General features: G+C 43.4%; 17 protein-coding genes. 2 read left to right on the forward strand and 15 right to left on the reverse strand.

The genetic code is table 11. The features are described from left to right. Positions 1–30: 30 nt before the first annotated feature. The 11 genes from MKY99_RS15895 to MKY99_RS15945 form a co-directional block, all read right to left on the reverse strand. Positions 31–855: a carbohydrate ABC transporter permease gene (locus MKY99_RS15895; RefSeq protein WP_042188564.1), complete on the reverse strand. Its 825-nt coding sequence runs from the start codon at positions 853–855 to the stop codon at positions 31–33. A gap of 17 nt (positions 856–872) precedes the next feature. Further along, on the reverse strand, positions 873–1,766 hold the full coding sequence (locus MKY99_RS15900) for a sugar ABC transporter permease (protein WP_042188566.1): 894 nt from the start codon (positions 1,764–1,766) through the stop codon (positions 873–875). 76 nt (positions 1,767–1,842) lie between these two features. Continuing rightward, a complete protein-coding gene (locus MKY99_RS15905) occupies positions 1,843–3,216 on the reverse strand; it encodes an extracellular solute-binding protein (protein ID WP_042188568.1) in 1,374 nt (457 codons plus the stop codon). 190 nt (positions 3,217–3,406) lie between these two features. Continuing rightward, positions 3,407–4,597, reverse strand: coding sequence for a Ger(x)C family spore germination protein (locus MKY99_RS15910; RefSeq protein ID WP_339264929.1), 1,191 nt, complete (start codon positions 4,595–4,597; stop codon positions 3,407–3,409). Next, complete coding sequence (locus MKY99_RS15915) at positions 4,590–5,693, reverse strand: GerAB/ArcD/ProY family transporter (RefSeq protein WP_339264930.1); 1,104 nt, start codon at positions 5,691–5,693, stop codon at positions 4,590–4,592. Before MKY99_RS15915 ends, MKY99_RS15910 begins: the two co-directional genes overlap by 8 nt. Before the next feature lie 35 nt (positions 5,694–5,728). Continuing rightward, a complete protein-coding gene (locus tag MKY99_RS15920; RefSeq protein WP_339264931.1) occupies positions 5,729–7,396 on the reverse strand; it encodes a spore germination protein in 1,668 nt (555 codons plus the stop codon). 178 nt (positions 7,397–7,574) lie between these two features. After that, on the reverse strand, positions 7,575–9,773 hold the full coding sequence (locus MKY99_RS15925) for a DEAD/DEAH box helicase (protein ID WP_339264933.1): 2,199 nt from the start codon (positions 9,771–9,773) through the stop codon (positions 7,575–7,577). Beyond that, positions 9,770–11,089, reverse strand: coding sequence for an ATP-binding protein (locus tag MKY99_RS15930; protein WP_149647456.1), 1,320 nt, complete (start codon positions 11,087–11,089; stop codon positions 9,770–9,772). Before MKY99_RS15930 ends, MKY99_RS15925 begins: the two co-directional genes overlap by 4 nt. Before the next feature lie 15 nt (positions 11,090–11,104). Next, positions 11,105–12,709, reverse strand: a complete 1,605-nt coding sequence (locus tag MKY99_RS15935) for a TerB N-terminal domain-containing protein (RefSeq protein WP_339264936.1) — start codon at positions 12,707–12,709, stop codon at positions 11,105–11,107. Between the two features lie 192 nt (positions 12,710–12,901). Further along, positions 12,902–14,113: an MFS transporter gene (locus MKY99_RS15940; protein ID WP_143759352.1), complete on the reverse strand. Its 1,212-nt coding sequence runs from the start codon at positions 14,111–14,113 to the stop codon at positions 12,902–12,904. Positions 14,114–14,195: 82 nt separating this feature from the next. Beyond that, positions 14,196–14,963 carry a DUF1836 domain-containing protein gene (locus tag MKY99_RS15945; RefSeq protein WP_339264938.1) on the reverse strand — a complete coding sequence of 256 codons (768 nt, stop codon included), beginning with the start codon at positions 14,961–14,963 and terminating at the stop codon, positions 14,196–14,198. 113 nt (positions 14,964–15,076) lie between these two features. Here MKY99_RS15945 and MKY99_RS15950 point away from each other — a divergent pair, with 113 nt between their 5' ends. Next, a complete protein-coding gene (locus MKY99_RS15950; RefSeq protein ID WP_042188579.1) occupies positions 15,077–16,402 on the forward strand; it encodes a hemolysin family protein in 1,326 nt (441 codons plus the stop codon). A gap of 36 nt (positions 16,403–16,438) precedes the next feature. On the opposite strand, the gene MKY99_RS15955 is transcribed toward MKY99_RS15950, so the two are convergent. From MKY99_RS15955 to MKY99_RS15965, 3 genes are read right to left on the reverse strand one after another with little or no spacing between them, the layout of a single operon-like run. Then, entirely contained in the window at positions 16,439–16,990 is a 552-nt protein-coding gene (locus MKY99_RS15955) for a GNAT family N-acetyltransferase (RefSeq protein WP_339264940.1), read from the reverse strand. Positions 16,991–16,996: 6 nt separating this feature from the next. Next, complete coding sequence (locus MKY99_RS15960; RefSeq protein ID WP_339264942.1) at positions 16,997–17,425, reverse strand: GNAT family N-acetyltransferase; 429 nt, start codon at positions 17,423–17,425, stop codon at positions 16,997–16,999. Between the two features lie 25 nt (positions 17,426–17,450). After that, on the reverse strand, positions 17,451–17,804 hold the full coding sequence (locus MKY99_RS15965; protein ID WP_042193979.1) for a VOC family protein: 354 nt from the start codon (positions 17,802–17,804) through the stop codon (positions 17,451–17,453). 161 nt (positions 17,805–17,965) lie between these two features. On the opposite strand from MKY99_RS15965, the gene MKY99_RS15970 reads away from it, so the two are divergent. Continuing rightward, positions 17,966–19,312 carry a TrkH family potassium uptake protein gene (locus MKY99_RS15970; RefSeq protein ID WP_339264944.1) on the forward strand — a complete coding sequence of 449 codons (1,347 nt, stop codon included), beginning with the start codon at positions 17,966–17,968 and terminating at the stop codon, positions 19,310–19,312. 61 nt (positions 19,313–19,373) lie between these two features. Here MKY99_RS15970 and MKY99_RS15975 read toward each other — a convergent pair whose 3' ends face one another. Then, complete coding sequence (locus MKY99_RS15975; RefSeq protein ID WP_042188584.1) at positions 19,374–19,649, reverse strand: hypothetical protein; 276 nt, start codon at positions 19,647–19,649, stop codon at positions 19,374–19,376. Between the last annotated feature and the right edge of the window lie 93 nt (positions 19,650–19,742).

Here is a 19,742-nt window from a genome sequence, read left to right on the forward strand (position 1 = left end):
AATTCCATTATTGTAATTTGCAATATAGATTTATCCTTTTACTGCGCCCGCCACCATTCCTTTTGTAATCTGATTGGATAAGAAGAAATAGATTAAAATGACGGGTAACGCACCCATCACTAGAAATGCACCGATATTCCCATAGTTTACAGAATACTGACTAACGAATGTGTACACACCAAAGGGCAAGGTCTTCAATTTCTCGGAGGAAATGAAGGTGGCCGCTAAGATATACTCATTCCAAATGTTGATGAACGTTAGAATACATACAGTCATTACAGGTGGGACAGATACCGGAAGAATGATCGTGCGGAAGATCCGATATACGCTCGCCCCATCAATAAAGGCTGATTCTTCAATTTCATGCGGAATGCTCTTCATAAAGCCACTTAATATGAACACCGCTATTGGGGTTGAAAAAGCTACATAAGGCAATATGAGTGATAAGTGTGTATTCAGAATATGCATATTTTTGAAAATGATCATCAGCGGAAGCAAGGTGGCCTGCATGGGGATCATCATCCCCATTAAGAAGATCGTCATGACCAAGTTGCCGTAACGCCAACGGAACCGTGAGATCGCGTAAGCTACCATCGAACTAAGCAGGATGACGAAGATCATTGTTACACCGGTAACCACTACACTGTTAGATAAATACTTTAGATAGCTACCTGACTTATAAGCCTCGCTATAGTTATGCCACTGAAATACTTTAGGAAATGAGAAAAAACTTCCTCCCAAAATCTCTTCGTTGGTCTTCAAGGAATAGAGCATTAGCCATAGCAGAGGATATAGCTGGGTAACGACAGGAATCGCAAAGAGAAGATACACGAGTCCTTTCTTGACATTCCGCATGATCGCGCACTCCTTTGCTAACTGAATTTTTTCTCAAGCTTATTAAAGATAGTATTAATGCTAGCAGTAAACACAAGGCACAGTATGACCAAGAACGAAGCGATAGCACTACCATATCCATATTTAAAGGATAAGAAAGAACTGTTGTACATATGTGTAGAAATAACATCTGTAGCGTGAGCAGGTCCACCGGCTGTCATGACCATAACGAGATCAAAAGCCTGCAAAGACCCTATAAAGGCGAGTACGATAGATATTTTAAAGATTGGAATAATCAGTGGAAAAGTAATATATCGATCGGCTTTAAATCCATCAGCCCCATCAATCTTTGCCGCTTCATACAGCTCATCCGGAATATTCTGAACACCGGTATATTGAATCAGCAAATGGTAGCCAAAATATTGCCAAAGAGATACTGCATAAAGCGCGAACATCGCAATTTTAGGTTCTGTGATCCAATTATGAGTCCAGCTATCCAGCCCAAGAGAGATCAGGACGCCATTCAACATCCCGCCCATGGAGACAGGGTCATAGATCGTTTTCCAAAGCTGCCCAATGATAACCACCGACAAAATAACCGGTGTAAAGTAAATAGAAACTAAAGTGTTTCCTTTTCTCACGTACCGATTTAGCAGGATAGCCATCAACAAACAAAATGGAATTTCCACCATGGAAGCCACAGCATAGAGTAACGTTCTTTTTACAGATGGCCAAAACACTGGATCATGAAAAAACATCTCTTTGAAATTAGCAAGTCCAGCAAATGTTTTCGTAGTCGTAATTCCGTCCCATTGCAGCAATCCTGTATAAAAGGATACTAGGATAGGAGCAAACACCAAGCACACATACAAAAGCAGGCAAGGTAACACGAAGACGGCGATTGTGCGCGCTGGAACCTTTAGTACCTTCATTATTTCCGCCCCCTAGAATGTAAACACGATGCGAAGAAGCGTTTAAGCACCCTCGCATCGCGTTTTCAAAACCTTCTTATTTATTAGCTTCAAATGCGGTTTGATGTTCTTTAGCTACTTGAGCGGAATCCACTTTTTGAACAAAAAGATTTTGGATACTGCTTAGATGGACTTGTGCCGTAGCTGGGTTCATGGTGTTGTCAAAGGCCAAGTCGCCACCTTTAACCTGATTGAACAATCCTGAAATGTTGATCGCCAGATCAGAATATCCTGCGCCTTTCAGGTCTCCATCCACTTTTTGACCAATCCCTACAGCATTTTTAAGTTCAAATTGTTTTTTAGGAAGATTCAGTGTGAAGAAATTCAAGAAATCTTTCGTTTCTTGTAAATGCTCACTGTTTGCAGAAATCGCAAAGGCGCTACCTGGTGCGAGCATGAATTCATTTGGATCCCCTTTACCATTAACACTTGGGAATTGAAAGGCTCCTGCTTTACCAGCAACTGAGGATGCGTCAATTGCACCCGTTTCCCATGAACCGATAACCCACATAGCGGCTTTACCGGATTTGAAGATATTACCACCTGCATTAGCATCGATGGAAGTTGCTCCATCTGGGAATGCACCTGCTTGCACGAGGTCTTGGAAACGATCTACAGCTTCTACGAAAGCAGGATCTTCAAATGTTTTTTTGCCATCAAGTACATCTTGAAGGAAACCAGGGCCTCCATTGGTGCGAAGCAGGATATTCATGAACAAGAATGAACCCGTCCATGAATCTTTTTCACCGATCGCGATTGGCGTAATGCCTTTTGCTTTCAAGGTTTTTACATCTTGGAGTAGTTCATCGAATGTTTTAGGAGTGTCTGCGATGCCCGCTTGCTCGAAGAGTTCTTTATTATAGTAGACTACCTCGATGTTATTACCATCTGGCAGCGCATAAACATTACCATCGAAGCTGTAGTAATCAAGTAGACCGGATTGATAAGTGTCTTTCAGTCCATTTTGATCCAGCATGTCATTCAGAGGAGCAAACAGCTTTGCATCAACGAATGGTTTCATTTGTGCAGCCGGGTTAACAATCGTAATATCAGGAATTTCTTTGGAAGCGGCTTGTGTTTTCAATTTGACCTTTTGCTGGTCCGTATTTAAAGTATCCAGTTCGATGTGAATGTTAGGGTTTTCTTTTTCATATTGGTCAACTAATTCATGAAGCATCTTATAAGAAGGTGTTGCTGGATCCGGGTAAATATTTTGAAAAGTAATCGTGACCTTCTTACCGCTTTCGGTTTTTGTAGTTCCGGCATCTGGAGCATTCGTAGCTGTATTTCCTTTCGACTCTGTAGCGCCTTTACTCTCGTTGTTGTTTGAATTTCCACACGCTGCCATACTTAAAACCAAAGCTGCTGATAACGCAATTGTTGAAGTTGCCTTCATTTTTTTGCTGACCATTGTTTGACGCCCCCTATTTTCGTTATAGGCTTATTATTGTACTGTTAAGCGCTTTCAACAAGGTGTCAAATTTAAGATATATGGTTTGTTTTTTCTAGAAAAATACAATATATGTCCGAACATAACGAAACACCCGCTAATTGGGGTGCTTCGATTAACAATATTTTCGATATTCTGTCTGGAAATTCGTTCAATCAGATGTTGTACCAAAATCGGTAATCTTAAGCTTTAGATCAAAGGTCACTGGAATCCGAGTAAATTCCTCGTCCCAATGATCCTTAATCTGTTTCCAGACATGAGGCTTTTTAATGCTGAACCAATCTCCAAATCCTGCTACATCCACTTTGTAAGTGGATTGCATTTTGTTGATAAGAGCATTGATTTGTTGGGTTAATTTTTCTTCGAATATCTTCTCTAGTTCTTTGAAATAATCAACATCCGAGGAATGCGCATCAACATTCCAATCCTCTATTAGTCGTCCAGTGGACTCAATTGCAACATGAAAGGATATCTTCTTATCATCGGTCTCTTTCAGCGTAATCTTGCTCTTAACGGATTTAATCTCATAAGTAATCGAGTCGTTCGACTGATCATATGCTTTGAGGCTCCCTCCTCTTATATCCCCCTTGATCCAGGCAATACTCTCCACGTCATTTTGGTCGAGATTTCCGATCCAATGTCCTGTATCCCCCTTGATAATACCAGCTCCGGAAAATTTGATCTCACCTTGAGCCTCTATAACGTTCTGCAACACAAAGCTTTGCTTGGAGTACATCAGCGCATCTAGATTCGATAACGTTATGCCCTTCATAACTTTACTGGTTCTGAAATTGTTACGGACCATCTCCACCAGCCGGAAGGAAGGAATCTCCTCCTCAGTCGTCATAAGCGAATCGGACGCGAGCTCCTGGCTAAGAAATATGAGACAACTGGGACGGATATCGTTATCTCGGAGTACAAAATCCATTAACTGTCTGATCTTCGCCTTTTGCACTAGATCCTCTGATATGACGATAACCTTAAGGTGATGGCCTATAATCGGACGGTTCTTGCGAATGGAGAACTGACGGAATATTTCAAGCAGAGAATCCCCTGTTTCTGAAATATTGTAAAAATGGGTTTTGGTTTTTTCGCCTTCTTTACCGGAGTTCCCGATTGTTCTTTCAGGCACAATTTGTACGGTTGCCGTAAGTTTATTATGCTTTGGGTAGCTCCCTCCACGCTCCTCAAATTCCCGTTCGAGCGTTCTAGGTTCCCCCTTATCAAGCGCCAATCCCGTAATAACACTCAGGTCTTCAATCTCTTTACTGCTCCAACAACCAGGCTGCGTAAGCAGAATCATGAATATTATTAGTAAGTGTATTACCCTTTGTCTAAACATTCTGCTTGAGTCCTTTCTTCCTGATCAGTAATACGATCGACAATAACAGTGGCAACAACATAAAAATCAGCACACCCATATAGCCAATCGATTCACCAAGACTGAAGACATCGTTGATGCGTTGAGGAATCATCGTGCAGATGAAAATTACAGGCATTAGGGCGAACATAACCGGATGGATCTTCAGATTAAACACTTGCGAGATTCCAAGTGACGCATTAAAGAAAAAACTGCAAAAATTGCAGAACATCTGCATCAGCCATATGACTAACAAAGGAAATTCAAATCGCTCAAAAAAGAATCCTGAAATTTCCAAGCTTCGTACCAAATCTATCGTAGGCCAGGTACTGGTGATTACAGAATTGATGGACAGACCTCCAATAACCATCACAACAGTTACCAAATACAGTACCAACGGGATACAGAATCCGACCATCATCCCTTTCACCGCTTCCTGCGGATGCTCCATAAAGGCCGTCATGATCATAACAACCTCACATCCAGTAAAGATCAGGATGCCCGACTTCATCCCCCGAATGACCGGCATCAGGCCTTCACTCATAAAAGGGCGTAAATGATGGATATCAAATATTCTGGAGCTTAAGATAAAACAAATAATCAGGATAAAGATACTGATCGGAAACACAATTTGAAACACACGGGCAATGGAATTAATCCCCCCATACACCAAATAGGTGCCTACCCAGATGAACGGCATCACAATCGCCCAAATTGGAGTCCCTTCCAGAAGAAAAAACAACGTTACTTCCGCCAGTACTCGGATTTCGAAGCCCGCAACCACTATGAAATATAGAATCAGAAGGGAACTCAGTACACCGCCTGGGAGATTCCCTACGATTCTTTTGGAATACTGAAAGACAGTCTTACCAGGAAATTGCTGACTTAGCTTTACCATAATCATAATTACCATAAACACGACGACACCACCCAGCACCACAGAAACCCAGGCATCAGGAGTCTGTACAGCCTTGACAAGATCTCTTGGCAAGGTCAAAATTCCGGCACCCAGCATCGAATTGGTCAATACTATGGCAGCTTGCGAAGTTGTGATTTTGTCATCCGTACGTTTGAACACTGTGGTCTCCCCCTGCTCCTGCAAGAATACATTCTCTAGGATTTGCGATTTTTCTTCTGGGTCTTCAGCATCTCCGGTCTTCGCTTCATAATGGATAACGGTGCACGGATAAATAAATCCTTCCAGTCACTTACCCGAAAGGGCGAGATAGGTGTGATGTAAGGAACCCCGAAGCTTGAAAGGCGAGTCAGATGACTGCAAATCAGCAGGAAGAACAGGATGGTTCCGTACATGCCCAGAACCGCTGCAAATAACATGCCTGCGAATCGTAAGATCCTTAGAGTAATTCCAGCACTGTACATCGGTATGGAAAACGAAGAGATCGCTGTCACGGCTACGACAATTACTAGAAAGGGACTTACAATACCGGCCTGTACCGCAGCATCTCCAATGATCAGACCTCCGACAATCCCCATTGCCGGACCTATGGGCTTCGGCAGACGAATTCCAGCTTCACGTAAGATCTCAATGGAAATCTCCAGAATCAGTACTTCAATTAAAGCAGGAAAGGGTACACCTTGGCGTGCTTCAATTATGGAAATGGCCAGCTGAGTAGGAATTAGTCCCGGATGAAAGGAGATAAAGGAAATATAAAGCGCAGGGGCTAACAGCGCCAGAAATGCTGCGCAAAACCGTAACACCCGTAAAAGTGTACCAGGAAACCAGCGCTCATAATAATCCTCGGGAGACTGTAAAAGCATACTGAACGTCACTGGAACAATGAGTGCAAACGGTGTGCCGTCCAGCAAAATTGCAATTCTCCCCTCTAATAAAGAGGCAATCACTCGATCGGGTCTTTCTGTATTCTGTGTTTGCTGAAATGGACTTAAATAATCATCCTCGATTAGCTGCTCCACATAGCCAGATTCCAGAATAAAATCCATATCAATTTTGGAGATCCGTTCATTCACTTCCTGTAGCAGATCAGGATTTACAATGTTTTTCATATAAGCGATAACTAGACTCTTCTTAATTTCGCTACCCACTTCAACCCTTTTCATTTCCAGATTCTTATTGAGCCCTTGACGCCGAAGCATAGAGGTATTCTCACTGAGTACTTCGGTAAAGCCAATCCGAGGTCCCCGCAGTAAAGCTTCCGAGGTTGGCTCAGTAATTGCGCGCACTGCTCCATGTGGAAAGCCCACCAGAAGCATCTCACGCATGCCTTCGACAATCAGTGCAGTGTATCCAAACAGGACAGACTCCTGCAGATGGTCCAAATCTCTAGCATCACTAAGCTGAGCCAGCGGGAGCATATTCTGTTTCATATAGGTGTATATTCCTTCCGAAGCTTGCATTTCACCGGCAAACATCAGATTTTGCAGCACCTGTTGATTGATTAGCTCTTCATCCTGCATGCCCTCCACATAGATCAATGCGGCACGTGCCTGAATACCTTTGACTGAAAATTCACGAAAATGCACATCACTGTTCCCCCCCAAGGCCGTTCTTATCGCCGCTAGGTCGGTATCATAATCTTGCGTAAACACTGTAGACGCACCCTGCTGCTGTTTTACTCCCTCATTGTCTGCCTTCTTATGTTCCTCCTGAGAGTCAGCTCCTGACTCCTTGGAGCGTCCGCTTCCAACATAAAAATACAAATGCTTGTAAAGGTAATATAACCCTATGGGAAAGAGCAGCGTGATGGCTGCCTGCATAAAAACTGTCCAATCTGGAATATAAGAGACTATTTTAGACCACATCGTTATCATCCTTTAATAGGAATCTTCTAGATACTATTCTCTGCCTGCCCTGTTTTTATACAACTTATGGAATAGGAGGAAAGTCTAGATCGGCGGAAGGAGATACACGTTGCTGTGCGTCCGAACATAAAGAGACGCCCGCATAAGCAGGCGTCTCGATTAAAAATATTTAAGATAGTTACTGTGGTTGCCGCCATTGTTTTAGTACTTCTAGCAGCCCTGGAACATCTAATCCATCCAAAGAAAAAGCTTTGCGCAGCAGCTCATGCGGGACGAACTCGTCATACTTTCCGAGGTAGGGTGCTTCATCTGGAGATAATAATGTTAAAGGATCAACGGCAGCCATACTCTCAGCGATGATCTCCGCTTCCAGCGTTTCTGCATCTGATTTGCCTGCAACCACCATATAATAAGGTTCCATCGGCACGATAGATCGAAGTCCCTGAGAGCTCTTCAAATTGTTTTTGAGAAGGCGCTCTAGTGTACGGAATTGCCGACTCCCCGCCCACGGTAAGATAAACATCGAATCACCACCTGCCGGCATAACGGAACGTTCAAGCATTCCACTTTCCTTCGCTAAACGACGAGCTCGTTCAAGCCGCGCAGCCGCACTCGGAGCAAGATACGGATACAAGGATGTTGCGCCTAACACTTCACGTATTTTGGTCATAATTCGTGTATGCACATCCCCGCCCGCTCCAAGCCACAACGTATCCACTTTACCGCGTGAGGTTTTTACATAAACAGCTTTATGTCGATTATCGACCTCTTCTACCTTCCAGAGCTTCCCTGCCAGAGTAAAACAGTAACCCGGTGGTGGTACAGTTGTGATCGAGCCAATCTCTTCAGTCCCGTTATAGACAACATGCTCTTCATCGTCTTTGAAGACTGCGTAGAAGCGGAAGTTATTCACGATCTTCTCCCCCGCCATCCCAATAATCAAGCTGCCTTCATCCATCTTCTCGATTTGTCCCATACCCAGCATATAAATCATGAAGGTATCGTAGTCGGCAGGATCAATGCTATTGAAGGAAGGTAAGCTTAGTACAGCCTCCTTTAAATCCTCCGGCTCCGCCTCCCCCATACTCTTCAATATGCTCATCGTCTGATGGTATAACAGCCCGACTGGCAGCTGGCGCACCACCAGTGGTTCAACCCACTTCTCGCGCACATATAGCTCAATAACCGCTATCGCTCGAAGCAGCGTCCAAGGCATCCGTGCCGGAAGCTGTGCTTCCTCATCCTCTTCCTCGGGCGTGACAAAGATCATCTCGGATGCGGCGTCACCACGCCTGCCCGAGCGGCCGAGTCGCTGCACAAAGCTTGCGCAGCTATAAGGAGCGCCGACCTGGAGCACCCGCTCCAGCTCTCCTAGATCAATGCCCAGCTCCAGCGTCAATGTCGCTGCCGCAACTGCAGGTCCGGAGCCTTGCCGCAGCGCGGCTTCCGTCTCTTCGCGGAGCATCGCGGAGATGCTGCCATGGTGAACGTGAAAAACATCCCGTTCACCACGCTTCGCGGCCGTTCTCCGCAGCTCAAGGGTTGCTGTCTCCGCATCCGAGCGGCTATTCGTGAAGATCAACGCTTTCTTAAGATGCGTATGATCATAAATGAAATCGTAATAAGACTGCTTCGCGCGTTCTAAATGCTCCGCCTGCACTTCATCCCGTGCATCCGGGAAAGAGAAATGCTCCACACTTAAACGGAGCTTACGCCCGCCCTGTGGAGCGGACACCTCTACGCTCTCCCGCGTCCCTGCCGCCAGCCACTCCGTTACCGAAGCATAGTCGCTAAGCGTAGCCGATAGACCGATTCTACGCGGATGACATCCCGCCATTCGTGAGATTCTCGCCAGCTGACTTAGAACCTGAATCCCCCGATCAGCACCCATAAAGGCATGCACCTCGTCAATGACAATATATCGGAGATCATGAAACAGCGCCGGGATAGCATTCGGACGGTTCATCAATAGTCCTTCAAGCGATTCAGGGGTAATCTGTAGCACGCCGGAAGGATTCTGCACCAGTTTCGTCTTATCGGCTTGCGGAACATCCCCATGCCAGTGCCATACCGGAATATTGCCTTCACGGAGCAAATCGTTCAGCCTTGTAAATTGATCGTTAATCAATGCTTTCAGCGGAGCGATATACAGAATACCAACCGAACCGGAAGGACGTTCATACAGCTCAGTAAGCGCTGGAAAAAAAGCCGCCTCTGTCTTACCTGAAGCTGTACCCGAAGCAATCAGTAAGTGATGCGGTGTATCAAACAGCACACGACAGGCATCCACCTGCGCCTCACGCAAAGTCTCCCAACGGTTCTTATAGATAAACTCTTTAATAAAGGGAGCCAGCCTATAAAACGGATTATCACTCATAATTCAAACTCCGCGAGGAATCCATCTAACTCATTTTGTTCAGTATCGGCAGGTTTAGAGGTTCGTTCGCCCACTAGCTTCTCGAAAGAGATCTCCGGATGCTGGTGTAAGGTGTGAAGTAGATCCATGAAATCACGCACCACTTCACGCGGTGTCAGGAGCTCGTCTGCCCCTAATCTGCCCACAGCTTCTTCCATAAAATGAACCAATTGCTCCTGTGTTAACTGTGCTTCGTAACCATAATGAAGGGCATGGATATCTCTAAGTTTTTGCAAAAGGATCAGAATTTCTTCATGTGAGAGCATGTCCAGTGCAATAATAGGCCCAGTATAATTGTTCAGACCTGCTGCGCCGTATCTTCCTGCAACTAATCTTGAACGCAGCGCTTCATAACTAAATAATCCACGCCGTCCATCCTCCACAAATTGCGGAGTTCCCCCTATAAAAATCCCTAGGCTTTCTGCCTTGCCCTGCATCGTATCGTTGAACATCGTAAGCAGCTTTTCATAGTTACTCTGACGTGAGATACTGTTCGTGATTTTGTAGAGGTTGACGCCTTCGTCTATGAACAGCAGCAGTCCTTTATAACCGATAGCAGAAGTGAATTCCGCCCACAGCTTCATATAATCATACCAATTATCATCATCAATAATCACGCCAACACCAAGTGCTTTTCGTGCTTCCGTTCGAGTGGCGAATTCACCTCTTAGCCAGCGAAGGGAATCCTGCTTCAATTCATCGTCAGCGAGCTTATGGGCATTCCAATAAGAAGCCAGCACCTTGGCAAAATCAAATCCATGCACCAAACCGCGCATTTCGGAGGCTACAGCATAGATTCGTTTCTCTACCTCGTCTCCAAGCTGGGGGTGATCAGGGCCATATTCATTCTCTTGCATCACAGACTGCTGAAGCGTAATGATCCATTTTTGCAAAATAATCTCCAGAGCGCCTCCATCTGGACGCGTCCGGGTAGACAAATGACTCATCAGCTCTCGATATGTAGCAAGACCTTGTCCTTTCGTTCCCACTAATCTTCGTTCAGGGGATAGATCCGCATCGGCTACTACAAAATCCCGATCCATTGCATAATTACGGATCATCTGCAAAAGAAAGCTTTTGCCGCTACCGAATTTGCCGGTAATCAGCTTAAAAGCAGCTCCACCCTCCGCAATATTATCCATATCTCTCAATATCGCTTCAATCTCTGGCCTGCGGCCAACGGCTATATGCTCTAGTCCGATACGCGGAACCACACCGGCTGTCAGTGAATTGACTAGCGCTGTCGTCATGCGTTTGGGTATTTTTAAACCATTCATCCAAAGTTCACCCCATTAAATATTAAGCAGATGAATTTTATATTCTTCTGCAATTTCTTCACCATCTATGATCAAATCACCTAGAATGTTCATTGCGATATCATTGATCTCATCAATCAAGAGTTCTGACATCGTGCCATTTGCAGCCGCTAGCTTCTGAATGGTTTGTGTTCCATCCTCGTTCATAAGCGCAATCAGGGCTTTGTGTTGGAGTGGACTTAAAGCATTAGAGAACTGCTCCCACTCCGTATCTACGTTAGCAGATTGAATTTCTTCTATAGTTAATTCAGGCTCAAGAGACTGAAGCGGTACAATGATTTCATCTTCAATATCTTCAAATTCTTCTTTTTCTACTACTTCTTCAAGCTCGGATTCCTCATTAGTAATCTCAAAACCGCTATCCTCAAGTTCTTCCAGCTCATTCATTTCCTCAACCGTAAGCATGGTTCGTACAATCTCGGAATCACTCTGCAGCCTTTCAAGCTTCTCACGATCAATAACTACTGCCGGCCCCTTATCTTCCTGTTTCTCTTTCTCAAATTCCCGCTTCAGAAAACGAGTGATAAGGTCATCCATATCTGCATCCACATTAACCCCTTTGAGCCGTCCTCGATACCCCAGCAGTTCCCGTAATTTATTCTCAGTCAAACGGAATAGCCTTGTAATTAAACTGCGAATCGGTGGAGATTTACTGATACGCACAACCGGTATAAGTACTGAATAACCATATAGCGAAATATCATATACGGCGCTACGAAATAAATAACGCTCCCGCATTACTGAGGGGCCTGGTGGGAACATTTCAACCAAATTCGAGCCATGTTTCCTACTGACATAAGCGTTGATTAATGCCACTACCTGTGGAATATATCGTTCGAGGGCTTCTTTACCTTCCCCCATATAAAACTTCGATTTACTAATATCGTAGTCCGACATTGCTGTTAATACCGTAAAGGTTAACTGCTCAGGAGCTACAGTAAGACATCTCTCTAACTCTAGCTCTGCCAGATCTCCGGCAAGACCGCGTGAACGAGCAACGATTAAAGATAGAGGCACATCCAAATGATGAACAAACGAGAAGTCCGCGATCCAACCACCCAAATATTGATCCAGACGTTTATAATTTTCACGATAAGCTTCCCAGATTTGACTGAGCTGCTTATAGCCATCATAAGGATCTTGCCAGCCTACACCATTAATAAGCTCATACACGTGCAGAAAAATATATGAAAGATCCGTTTTCGGATATCTACCCTGTCTAACTTCATTGCGCCAATAAAAATACCATCTACTTTGCGTGCCCGTCATATGACCATACGTTGGCCAGTAACTCTTAAAAGGAATAAATAGCGCCGAATCCTCGGTTCTATGTTCCAACTCCTTCGCTCTAGCTACAAACTGACCTTCGGTAGTTGTCACAGGCTCCGGCGTGTCGGTCTCCAGATCCCAAAGCTGAAGCTGTAAAGAAGGTTCAGACGACACTTTAGGCTTCCCTACATTTGCAGTAGATAATTTTGGCAGCGCTGGTTCTGATGAATTTCGCGGGGGAATAGGAACGTTTTGTTCCGTACTTTCCCAGACTAATTCCGTGAAATGAGGCTGATTCCTATCCTTACTCATGTTCGATCGCTCCGTTCTTATAAAAGAAGGACTAATGCAAGCATAACGCCTTCTTTGCGGGGGCCCTAAAAATATAGTTTCTAATGTTAAAAAAAACGGCCCTGTTCACAACTGTGAAGGAACCGTTTTGTTCTTATTAAATTTTAGCATTGTTGGTAGATTAACATCAAGTATGTAATGAAGAATTATCCTTTACAGGAGCTCCGTTCCCTTTGTCTCTTTTCCTAGGAAGAGCACCGCTAACGCACCGATAATAATCGTTACAAAAAATAACATGAAGATCGAGCCAATCGCTATAGATTTACCTACCAGCACCCCTACTAACAAAGGAGCGATGATGCCGCCAATCCGGCCAAAGGAAGTCGCTAAACCAGCGCCTGTTGAGCGAATAGTTGTTGGGTACAACTCTGGTGTATAAGCGTACATGCCACCCCATGCTCCGAGATTAAAGAACGATAAGCAAATCCCGGCCGCCATCAGCATGCCTTCTGTAGTTGCATTTCCGAACCATGCCGCACTAACGGCAGTGAACAGCATATAGATGACCAGGACAAACTTACGTCCGAACTTTTCGATGAAGTAAGCGGCAGTAAAGTAACCCGGCAGCTGAGCTAACGTCATGATAAGCACGTATTCGAAGCTTTTAACCAAGCTGAAGCCTTTAAGTACCATAACTGTAGGCAGCCATAGAAACATCCCATAATACGAAAACACTACAGTAAACCATAAAATCCACAGCATAATCGTAGAACGACGATACTCTGGTGACCATACTGTTGTGATACGTTTTTTCAAGGACACAGGCGCCTTCTTGATCTCAGCAAACTTCGGTGAATCGTCTATAGCACGTCTTAAGTATAGAGCGTATAGAGCTGGAACAGCACCAATACCGAATGCTACACGCCAGCCATAATCAGGAATAACAAAGAATGCAATTAAAGCAGAAGCGATCCATCCAACCGCCCAAAAGCTCTCCAACAGCACAACCGCACGGCCTCTCTCACGGGCAGGCATACTTTCAGACACTAATGTTGAGGCGACGGGCAGCTCCCCACCTAGTCCAAAGCCAGCGATAAATCTAAGTACACAGAGTATTCCGAAGCCTGTTGCAAAAGCCGATAACCCACTCGCAGCCGAGAAAATTAGGAGTGTCCATAAAAGTATCGGTTTACGTCCAAAACGATCGGCTAATATCCCTGCTGCCGCAGCACCCACAGCCATACCCACGGAGTTAATACTTGTCAATATACCTATCTGCTCCGGTCCCAGATTCCAATCCTTGGCTAAAGCCGCTACAACAAAAGAAATCATCCCGACATCCATCGCGTCGAACATCCAGCTTAAGCCTGCACTGAAGAGTAATTTCCTTTGCTTCGGATTCCGCAGCAGTGTCATTTGATTCACTTCTAAGCCCCCTTATATCCAACATATATCTTATGAAACTTACTTTTGATTGTTTCACTTATACATATTAAAATTGAAGCGTTCAAAAATCAAGAAATAAAGCTGCATTAAAGTATTGTCTGGCAAGCGATTGAAAATAACAGGTCTGAACAGCTATCGTGGCTATCAGAAGTATGTTGCGGACAGACTCTCTCTGAGATCTCGTAAGATGCGTCAGCCGATTGATCACACGATCTGTGGAACTTCTAAGCAGGGAATCTTCTTTCCAGGAGAACTCCTTGTGTAAAAGTTGATCTACTTTACATTGGGTTTGTATAGTTGGATTGCTCTTGATTTCTTCAAACAGCCCAGCATATGCGTAATACAACTTCGCCGGTTCTATAAGATCATCATCGTCTCGATCTGGCTTTAAGAACATTAATCGGAATAGCTGACGAATACTTTCGAAATTTAGGGCCGATTTGAGATCATCGATCATAAACAGAAGTGCTGCCTGATTAACTGAATACTTCTTTCCTTCTCTTGGAGAACCGAGATACTCCTTAAAATCACGCTTCACCCAATTTTGCATAGTAGTCACAGTCAAGGTGGAATACTCTATTAGATGGCCTAATGAAGCAATTTCACCGAGTGAAAAGCCTTTTACATCATGCCCCTTAATGATCTTTTGAAAAATGGGTGGAACATCTGTAGATAAAAAAGCGGGTAACGAAGTCCCCTTTTGTACTTCATCAAGATGAAATTTAGTCCATGCCTCTTGGAGGATATTCAGCGGTTTCCGGTCTGATAATCCGGTCAATGAGAGCAGAAGACTGGACATCTCCACACGAGTCAATGCAAATGATTCCATATCTGTTTCCCTCCACCATTTGATATTTCTCTGAAAAGTTCGTAGAATAGTTCATAAGAACTCATAATATGAGTATAACCTATTTTAGGAACGAAAGGGATGGTAAAGATTATATGGGTATAGGACTTAGTTTGACGTTGGTGGCTATTTTGATTATTTTAACCGCTTTTTTTGTAGCAACGGAATTTGCATTGGTGAGACTTAGAGGTAGTCAGATCAGTCAAATGGTGATCGAGGGAAAGAAGAACGCGCTAGCTGTACAACGAGTGTCTGCTAATCTTGACGGATACTTATCTGCTTGTCAGCTTGGGATTACAATCACTGCACTGGGTATTGGTGCACTGGCAGAGCCAGCGTTTGAGCAGTTGCTCCTTCCGGTATTCGACTGGGCTAATATTAGTCCAAGTGTGAGTCACCCTCTTGCGTTCTTATTCGCATTCGTCATTGCAACATTCCTACACGTCGTTGTCGGGGAACTTGCTCCGAAGACAGTAGCTATAAACATTCCGGAAAAAATCGGTCAAATTACATCACCGCTGATTATTTGGTTCTACAGAATTTTGTACCCACTCATTTGGTTTATGAATGGTTCCGCAAATCTGCTTGTTCGCCTTTTCGGGATGAAGCCTGCCAGTGAGCATGGAGACGCTCATAGTGAAGATGAGATTCGTTTGATCTTATCCGAAAGCTATGAAAGTGGAAAAATCAATAAAGCTGAATATGGCTATGTCAACCGTATCTTTACTTTTGACGAGATGTTGGCCAAAGAAATCATGGTTCCACGAACGGATATGGTATGTCTTTTCACCAATCATTCATTGAAAGAAAATTTCGAGATTATTCGTAAGGAACAATATACTCGCTTCCCGGTTGCAGAAGGTAGCAAGGATAATATCATCGGAATGATTAATACGAAACAGCTTTATTTGCAATATGACAATAACCCTGATTTTGATTTCAAAGGCTTGATTCAGCCAGTCCTAACCGTATCTGAGGTAACACCTGTTAAGAACCTTTTAACACGTATGCAGTTGGAGCGGGTGCATATCGCCCTGCTGCTTGATGAATATGGCGGAACGTCTGGACTCATCACAATTGAAGATATTTTGGAAGAAATCGTTGGTGAAATTCGAGATGAATTTGACGGTGATGAGCGCAGAGAAATTGAGAAACTAAGCGATACAAATTATCTGTTCGATGGTAAGGTATCTTTAATTGAGGTCAAGGAGCTTACTGGTCTTGATTTCGAACATGAGGAAGTGACAACGATTGGAGGCTGGTTATACAGTCATATCCCAGATCCGGCCGTTGGCAAAAGCATTGTACATGACAACGTAACCTTAATCATTCGTGAAATGAACAGATACCGTGTACGCAAGGTTGAGGTCATCATTGAGACCACTGGTGACACTGAATCGTCAGAGCTTGAGAATTCATAAGCTTTTAATCATAAAAAAAAGGATAGAGTTATCAGATTAAATCTGATCCTCTATCCTTTTTTCTTTTATCAAAATCTTACTCATGTAATATTCATCTATCCATTGGCCATCAATTACAAGTGATTTTCTTTTCGTCCCTTCGATCTCAAACCCATTTTTGATATATAGCGACATAGCTATCTCATTATGGGTCATAACTGTTAACTCTAACCGGACAATTTCAGTATTCTTAGCCCATACATCCAGTTCTTTGAATAGCCCCGTACCAATCCCCTGACCTTGATGCTGTCTTAGAACTCCAATGACTATGTACGCACTATGGCGATTGCGTCTAACATTTCCACCTCTAACCGACATAAAACCTATCAAATGGTTATCAACCTCAGCACCAATAAGGATTGAAGTATTTGCTAAAGCGAAGCTTTCGATCATCTCTTTGACCTGATTTAGACTGGATTGTCGTTCATCCGGCTCTAATAACATAAATTTGGATTCCTGATCCAACTGATGCTGTAATCGAAGTAATTCTTCTGCATCCTCTGGTATAAGCACTTTAAGTGTAACCATCATATCATCACTTCCAATCATAAATAGCTATAAGTACTTTTTGTACAGTTTACTGGAGCTGCTATTGTAGCCAAGATGCTCGTAAAATTGATGTGCATCCTCTCTTCTGACCGCACTCGATAGCATGATCTTAAGGGCGCCCTTAGAAGTGGCTACGTGCTCAGCGTATCTCATTAGTCTCGCACCGTATCCTTTCCCTCTCACCTCTTGTGATATGATGACTCTTTCAATGACAGCAAAGGGTCGATCGTCACATAAAGCATCCATACATAAATGAAGATGAAGCGTCCCAACAATAGCCCCTTCTTCTTCGTACACATAAAGAAAACTATCCGTATTGTCAGCTATCCGCTTCAGTCGGTCCGGGGACACTTGTATAGCTGTCTGCTCAGGCAACAACATTCGATATAAGTTTTCAATATACAATGCGTCTTCAGGAACAGCCTCTCTTATCATTTGTTTATTCCTTTCTTAATCGTTCTTAACAACGGCAGACCATGATAACATTGCCATTCGGATCTTTAAAATTAAACCAATGGTCATGCTCGATATCCGTAAGAATCTCTCCGCCATTTGCTTTCACATAGTCATAAGCAGCATCAATATCCTCGGTATTTAGATGAAAAGAGGGGATATTAAGAACGGACTCAGAAGTGTAAATTTTGCTGTCTAATACGATTTCTGGTCCTTGCATGGGGATCACGTATAGATGCCCGAATAATACTTCACCATCCAAAGGCAAACCAAGCAATTGGCAATACCATTCTTTGGATTTCTCAATATCCTTTACCGGAATAAAAACTGCACCAATCTGATTCAGAATCGGACTTACCACCATTAAGAAAGCCTCCTCTTTAAAGTTGCAGAATAGGGTGTTATTCTAGAATAATTCGATAAAATATGTCAATTACCTCCCTCCACTTAGGGAAGGTCTGGCAAGTTATGTTATAATTTTGTGTGCACTACTCTAATTTCACGTATGACAGGAGAATTGAATTGGCTAATCTGAACTTCGGTGGATTGAAATTAACTCCACCAAAAGTCTTATCACTAGGATTTGTAATACTTATCACTGCCGGAACTTTTTTACTTAGTTTGCCGGTCGCCTCAGTAGAAGGGCATATTTCTTTTATTGATGCATTATTCATGGCTACATCGGCAACCTGTGTTACAGGTCTGGCAGTCATTGATACGGGCACACAGTTGACTACTTTTGGACAAGTTGTTCTACTCGTATTATTTCAATTTGGGGGATTGGGTTTTATTACGATGGCCACCTTGATTACTTTGGTCCTTAATAAACGAATATCCTTTAAAGAGCGAATTCTTATGCAAGAATCTATGAACCAGAATTCCATGCAAGGTATTGTCCAGTTGATCCGCAGAGTCCTGATCTATTCCCTTGTTATTCAGCTCACAGGTGCCATCATGTTTGCCGGTAGGTTTATGATGGATATGCCTTTCGGGAAAGCTGTATATTATGGAATTTTTCACAGCATATCTATTTTTAATAATGCAGGCTTTGATTTATTCGGTGACATTCATGGGCCCTTTAGTGGACTTACTCGTTTTGTAAATGATCCTATAGTGAATTTCACCTCAATGATCCTCATCTTTCTTGGAGGGGTCGGTTTTATCGTCCTATCTGATGTTTTTGACTTTCCAAAACGCAAAAAGCTTACTCTACATTCTAAGGTTGTTCTTTCGACCTCTATGATATTGATTGTCATTGGGGCTGCTCTATTTTTCTTACTAGAATTTAATTCTACGCTGAAGCCCTTGAGTGCAGGTGGAAAGATGATGGCTACATTTTTACAAGCGATAACACCACGTTCAGGTGGCGTCACTACAATTGAAATTCCACTGATGCGGGAATCAACGCAATTTCTAATGATTCTGCTAATGTTCATAGGGGCTGCGCCTGGATCTACTGGTGGGGGAATTAAGATTACTACGTTCGCTGTTCTAGTGGCTGCGGTTTCTGCAAGACTAAGGGGTAAAGAGGATATTGTAATGTTTCGTCATCGAATTGCCAAAGAAAATGTCTATAGAGCCGTGACGATGACACTGATGTCTCTAATGTTAGTGGTCATTGCTACGATGTTGTTATCCGTGACAGAAAAGGCTGACTTTCTTGCTGTACTCTTTGAATCCGTATCTGCATTCGGGACTTCTGGTCTCTCCATGGGACTTACTCCAGAATTGACTACGGCGGGTAAAGTGCTCATTATTTTTCTAATGTTTCTGGGTCGGACAGGTCCGCTTACTCTAGCTTATGCACTCAAACCTAAGGGTAGTAAGGAACTTTACAGATATCCTGAAGGTAAGATTACAATCGGATAAGGCGAGATGTAACCAGCGGCAATGAATATTGCCGCTGGTAATCAATCAACACTTGTATGTTTTACTCTTCAACGATCTCTTGTTTATCTAATGCGGCATCAAGCAATTGATTGTATACATCGTCATCATTTTCAAGTAGCGCGTCAGTTTCTAAGAACTGCTCTTCACTTCCAGGCTCACCAGCAAAGCTTAGGCTGTAATCCCATTCCGTTCCTCTTGTACTGAAAAAAGTAATCTCATATGGAGCCTTATGGTTTTCGAGAGTAAATATCGTCCTCCCTACATAGCTTTTATCCTCTTTACGGCTCATTTCAGCACTTACGATCTCTAAATTCATCCGCTAATCTTCCTTCCATTCATCAAATCATTTCCCCTCTCAGTATAGCATTGAAATGAATGTAATTCCTCAATTTACACTGTAAATTCCATG

This window comes from Paenibacillus sp. FSL R5-0470 (genome assembly GCF_037975205.1).
Lineage (GTDB): Bacteria > Bacillota > Bacilli > Paenibacillales > Paenibacillaceae > Paenibacillus_AQ.

Excerpts from the sequence above, each read along its gene's own strand:
- MKY99_RS15950 (WP_042188579.1), top strand. The coding sequence starts at position 15,077 with ATGGGTATAGGACTTAGTTTGACGTTGGTGGCTATTTTGATTATTTTA.
- MKY99_RS15935 (WP_339264936.1), bottom strand. The coding sequence starts at position 12,709 with ATGAGTAAGGATAGGAATCAGCCTCATTTCACGGAATTAGTCTGGGAA.
- MKY99_RS15925 (WP_339264933.1), bottom strand. The coding sequence starts at position 9,773 with ATGAGTGATAATCCGTTTTATAGGCTGGCTCCCTTTATTAAAGAGTTT.
- MKY99_RS15920 (WP_339264931.1), bottom strand. The coding sequence starts at position 7,396 with ATGTGGTCTAAAATAGTCTCTTATATTCCAGATTGGACAGTTTTTATG.
- MKY99_RS15895 (WP_042188564.1), bottom strand. The coding sequence starts at position 855 with ATGCGGAATGTCAAGAAAGGACTCGTGTATCTTCTCTTTGCGATTCCT.
- MKY99_RS15960 (WP_339264942.1), bottom strand. The coding sequence starts at position 17,425 with ATGATAAGAGAGGCTGTTCCTGAAGACGCATTGTATATTGAAAACTTA.
- MKY99_RS15905 (WP_042188568.1), bottom strand. The coding sequence starts at position 3,216 with ATGGTCAGCAAAAAAATGAAGGCAACTTCAACAATTGCGTTATCAGCA.
- MKY99_RS15975 (WP_042188584.1), bottom strand. The coding sequence starts at position 19,649 with ATGAATTTAGAGATCGTAAGTGCTGAAATGAGCCGTAAAGAGGATAAA.
- MKY99_RS15955 (WP_339264940.1), bottom strand. The coding sequence starts at position 16,990 with ATGATTGGAAGTGATGATATGATGGTTACACTTAAAGTGCTTATACCA.
- MKY99_RS15945 (WP_339264938.1), bottom strand. The coding sequence starts at position 14,963 with ATGGAATCATTTGCATTGACTCGTGTGGAGATGTCCAGTCTTCTGCTC.
- MKY99_RS15930 (WP_149647456.1), bottom strand. The coding sequence starts at position 11,089 with ATGAATGGTTTAAAAATACCCAAACGCATGACGACAGCGCTAGTCAAT.
- MKY99_RS15910 (WP_339264929.1), bottom strand. The coding sequence starts at position 4,597 with ATGTTTAGACAAAGGGTAATACACTTACTAATAATATTCATGATTCTG.
- MKY99_RS15900 (WP_042188566.1), bottom strand. The coding sequence starts at position 1,766 with ATGAAGGTACTAAAGGTTCCAGCGCGCACAATCGCCGTCTTCGTGTTA.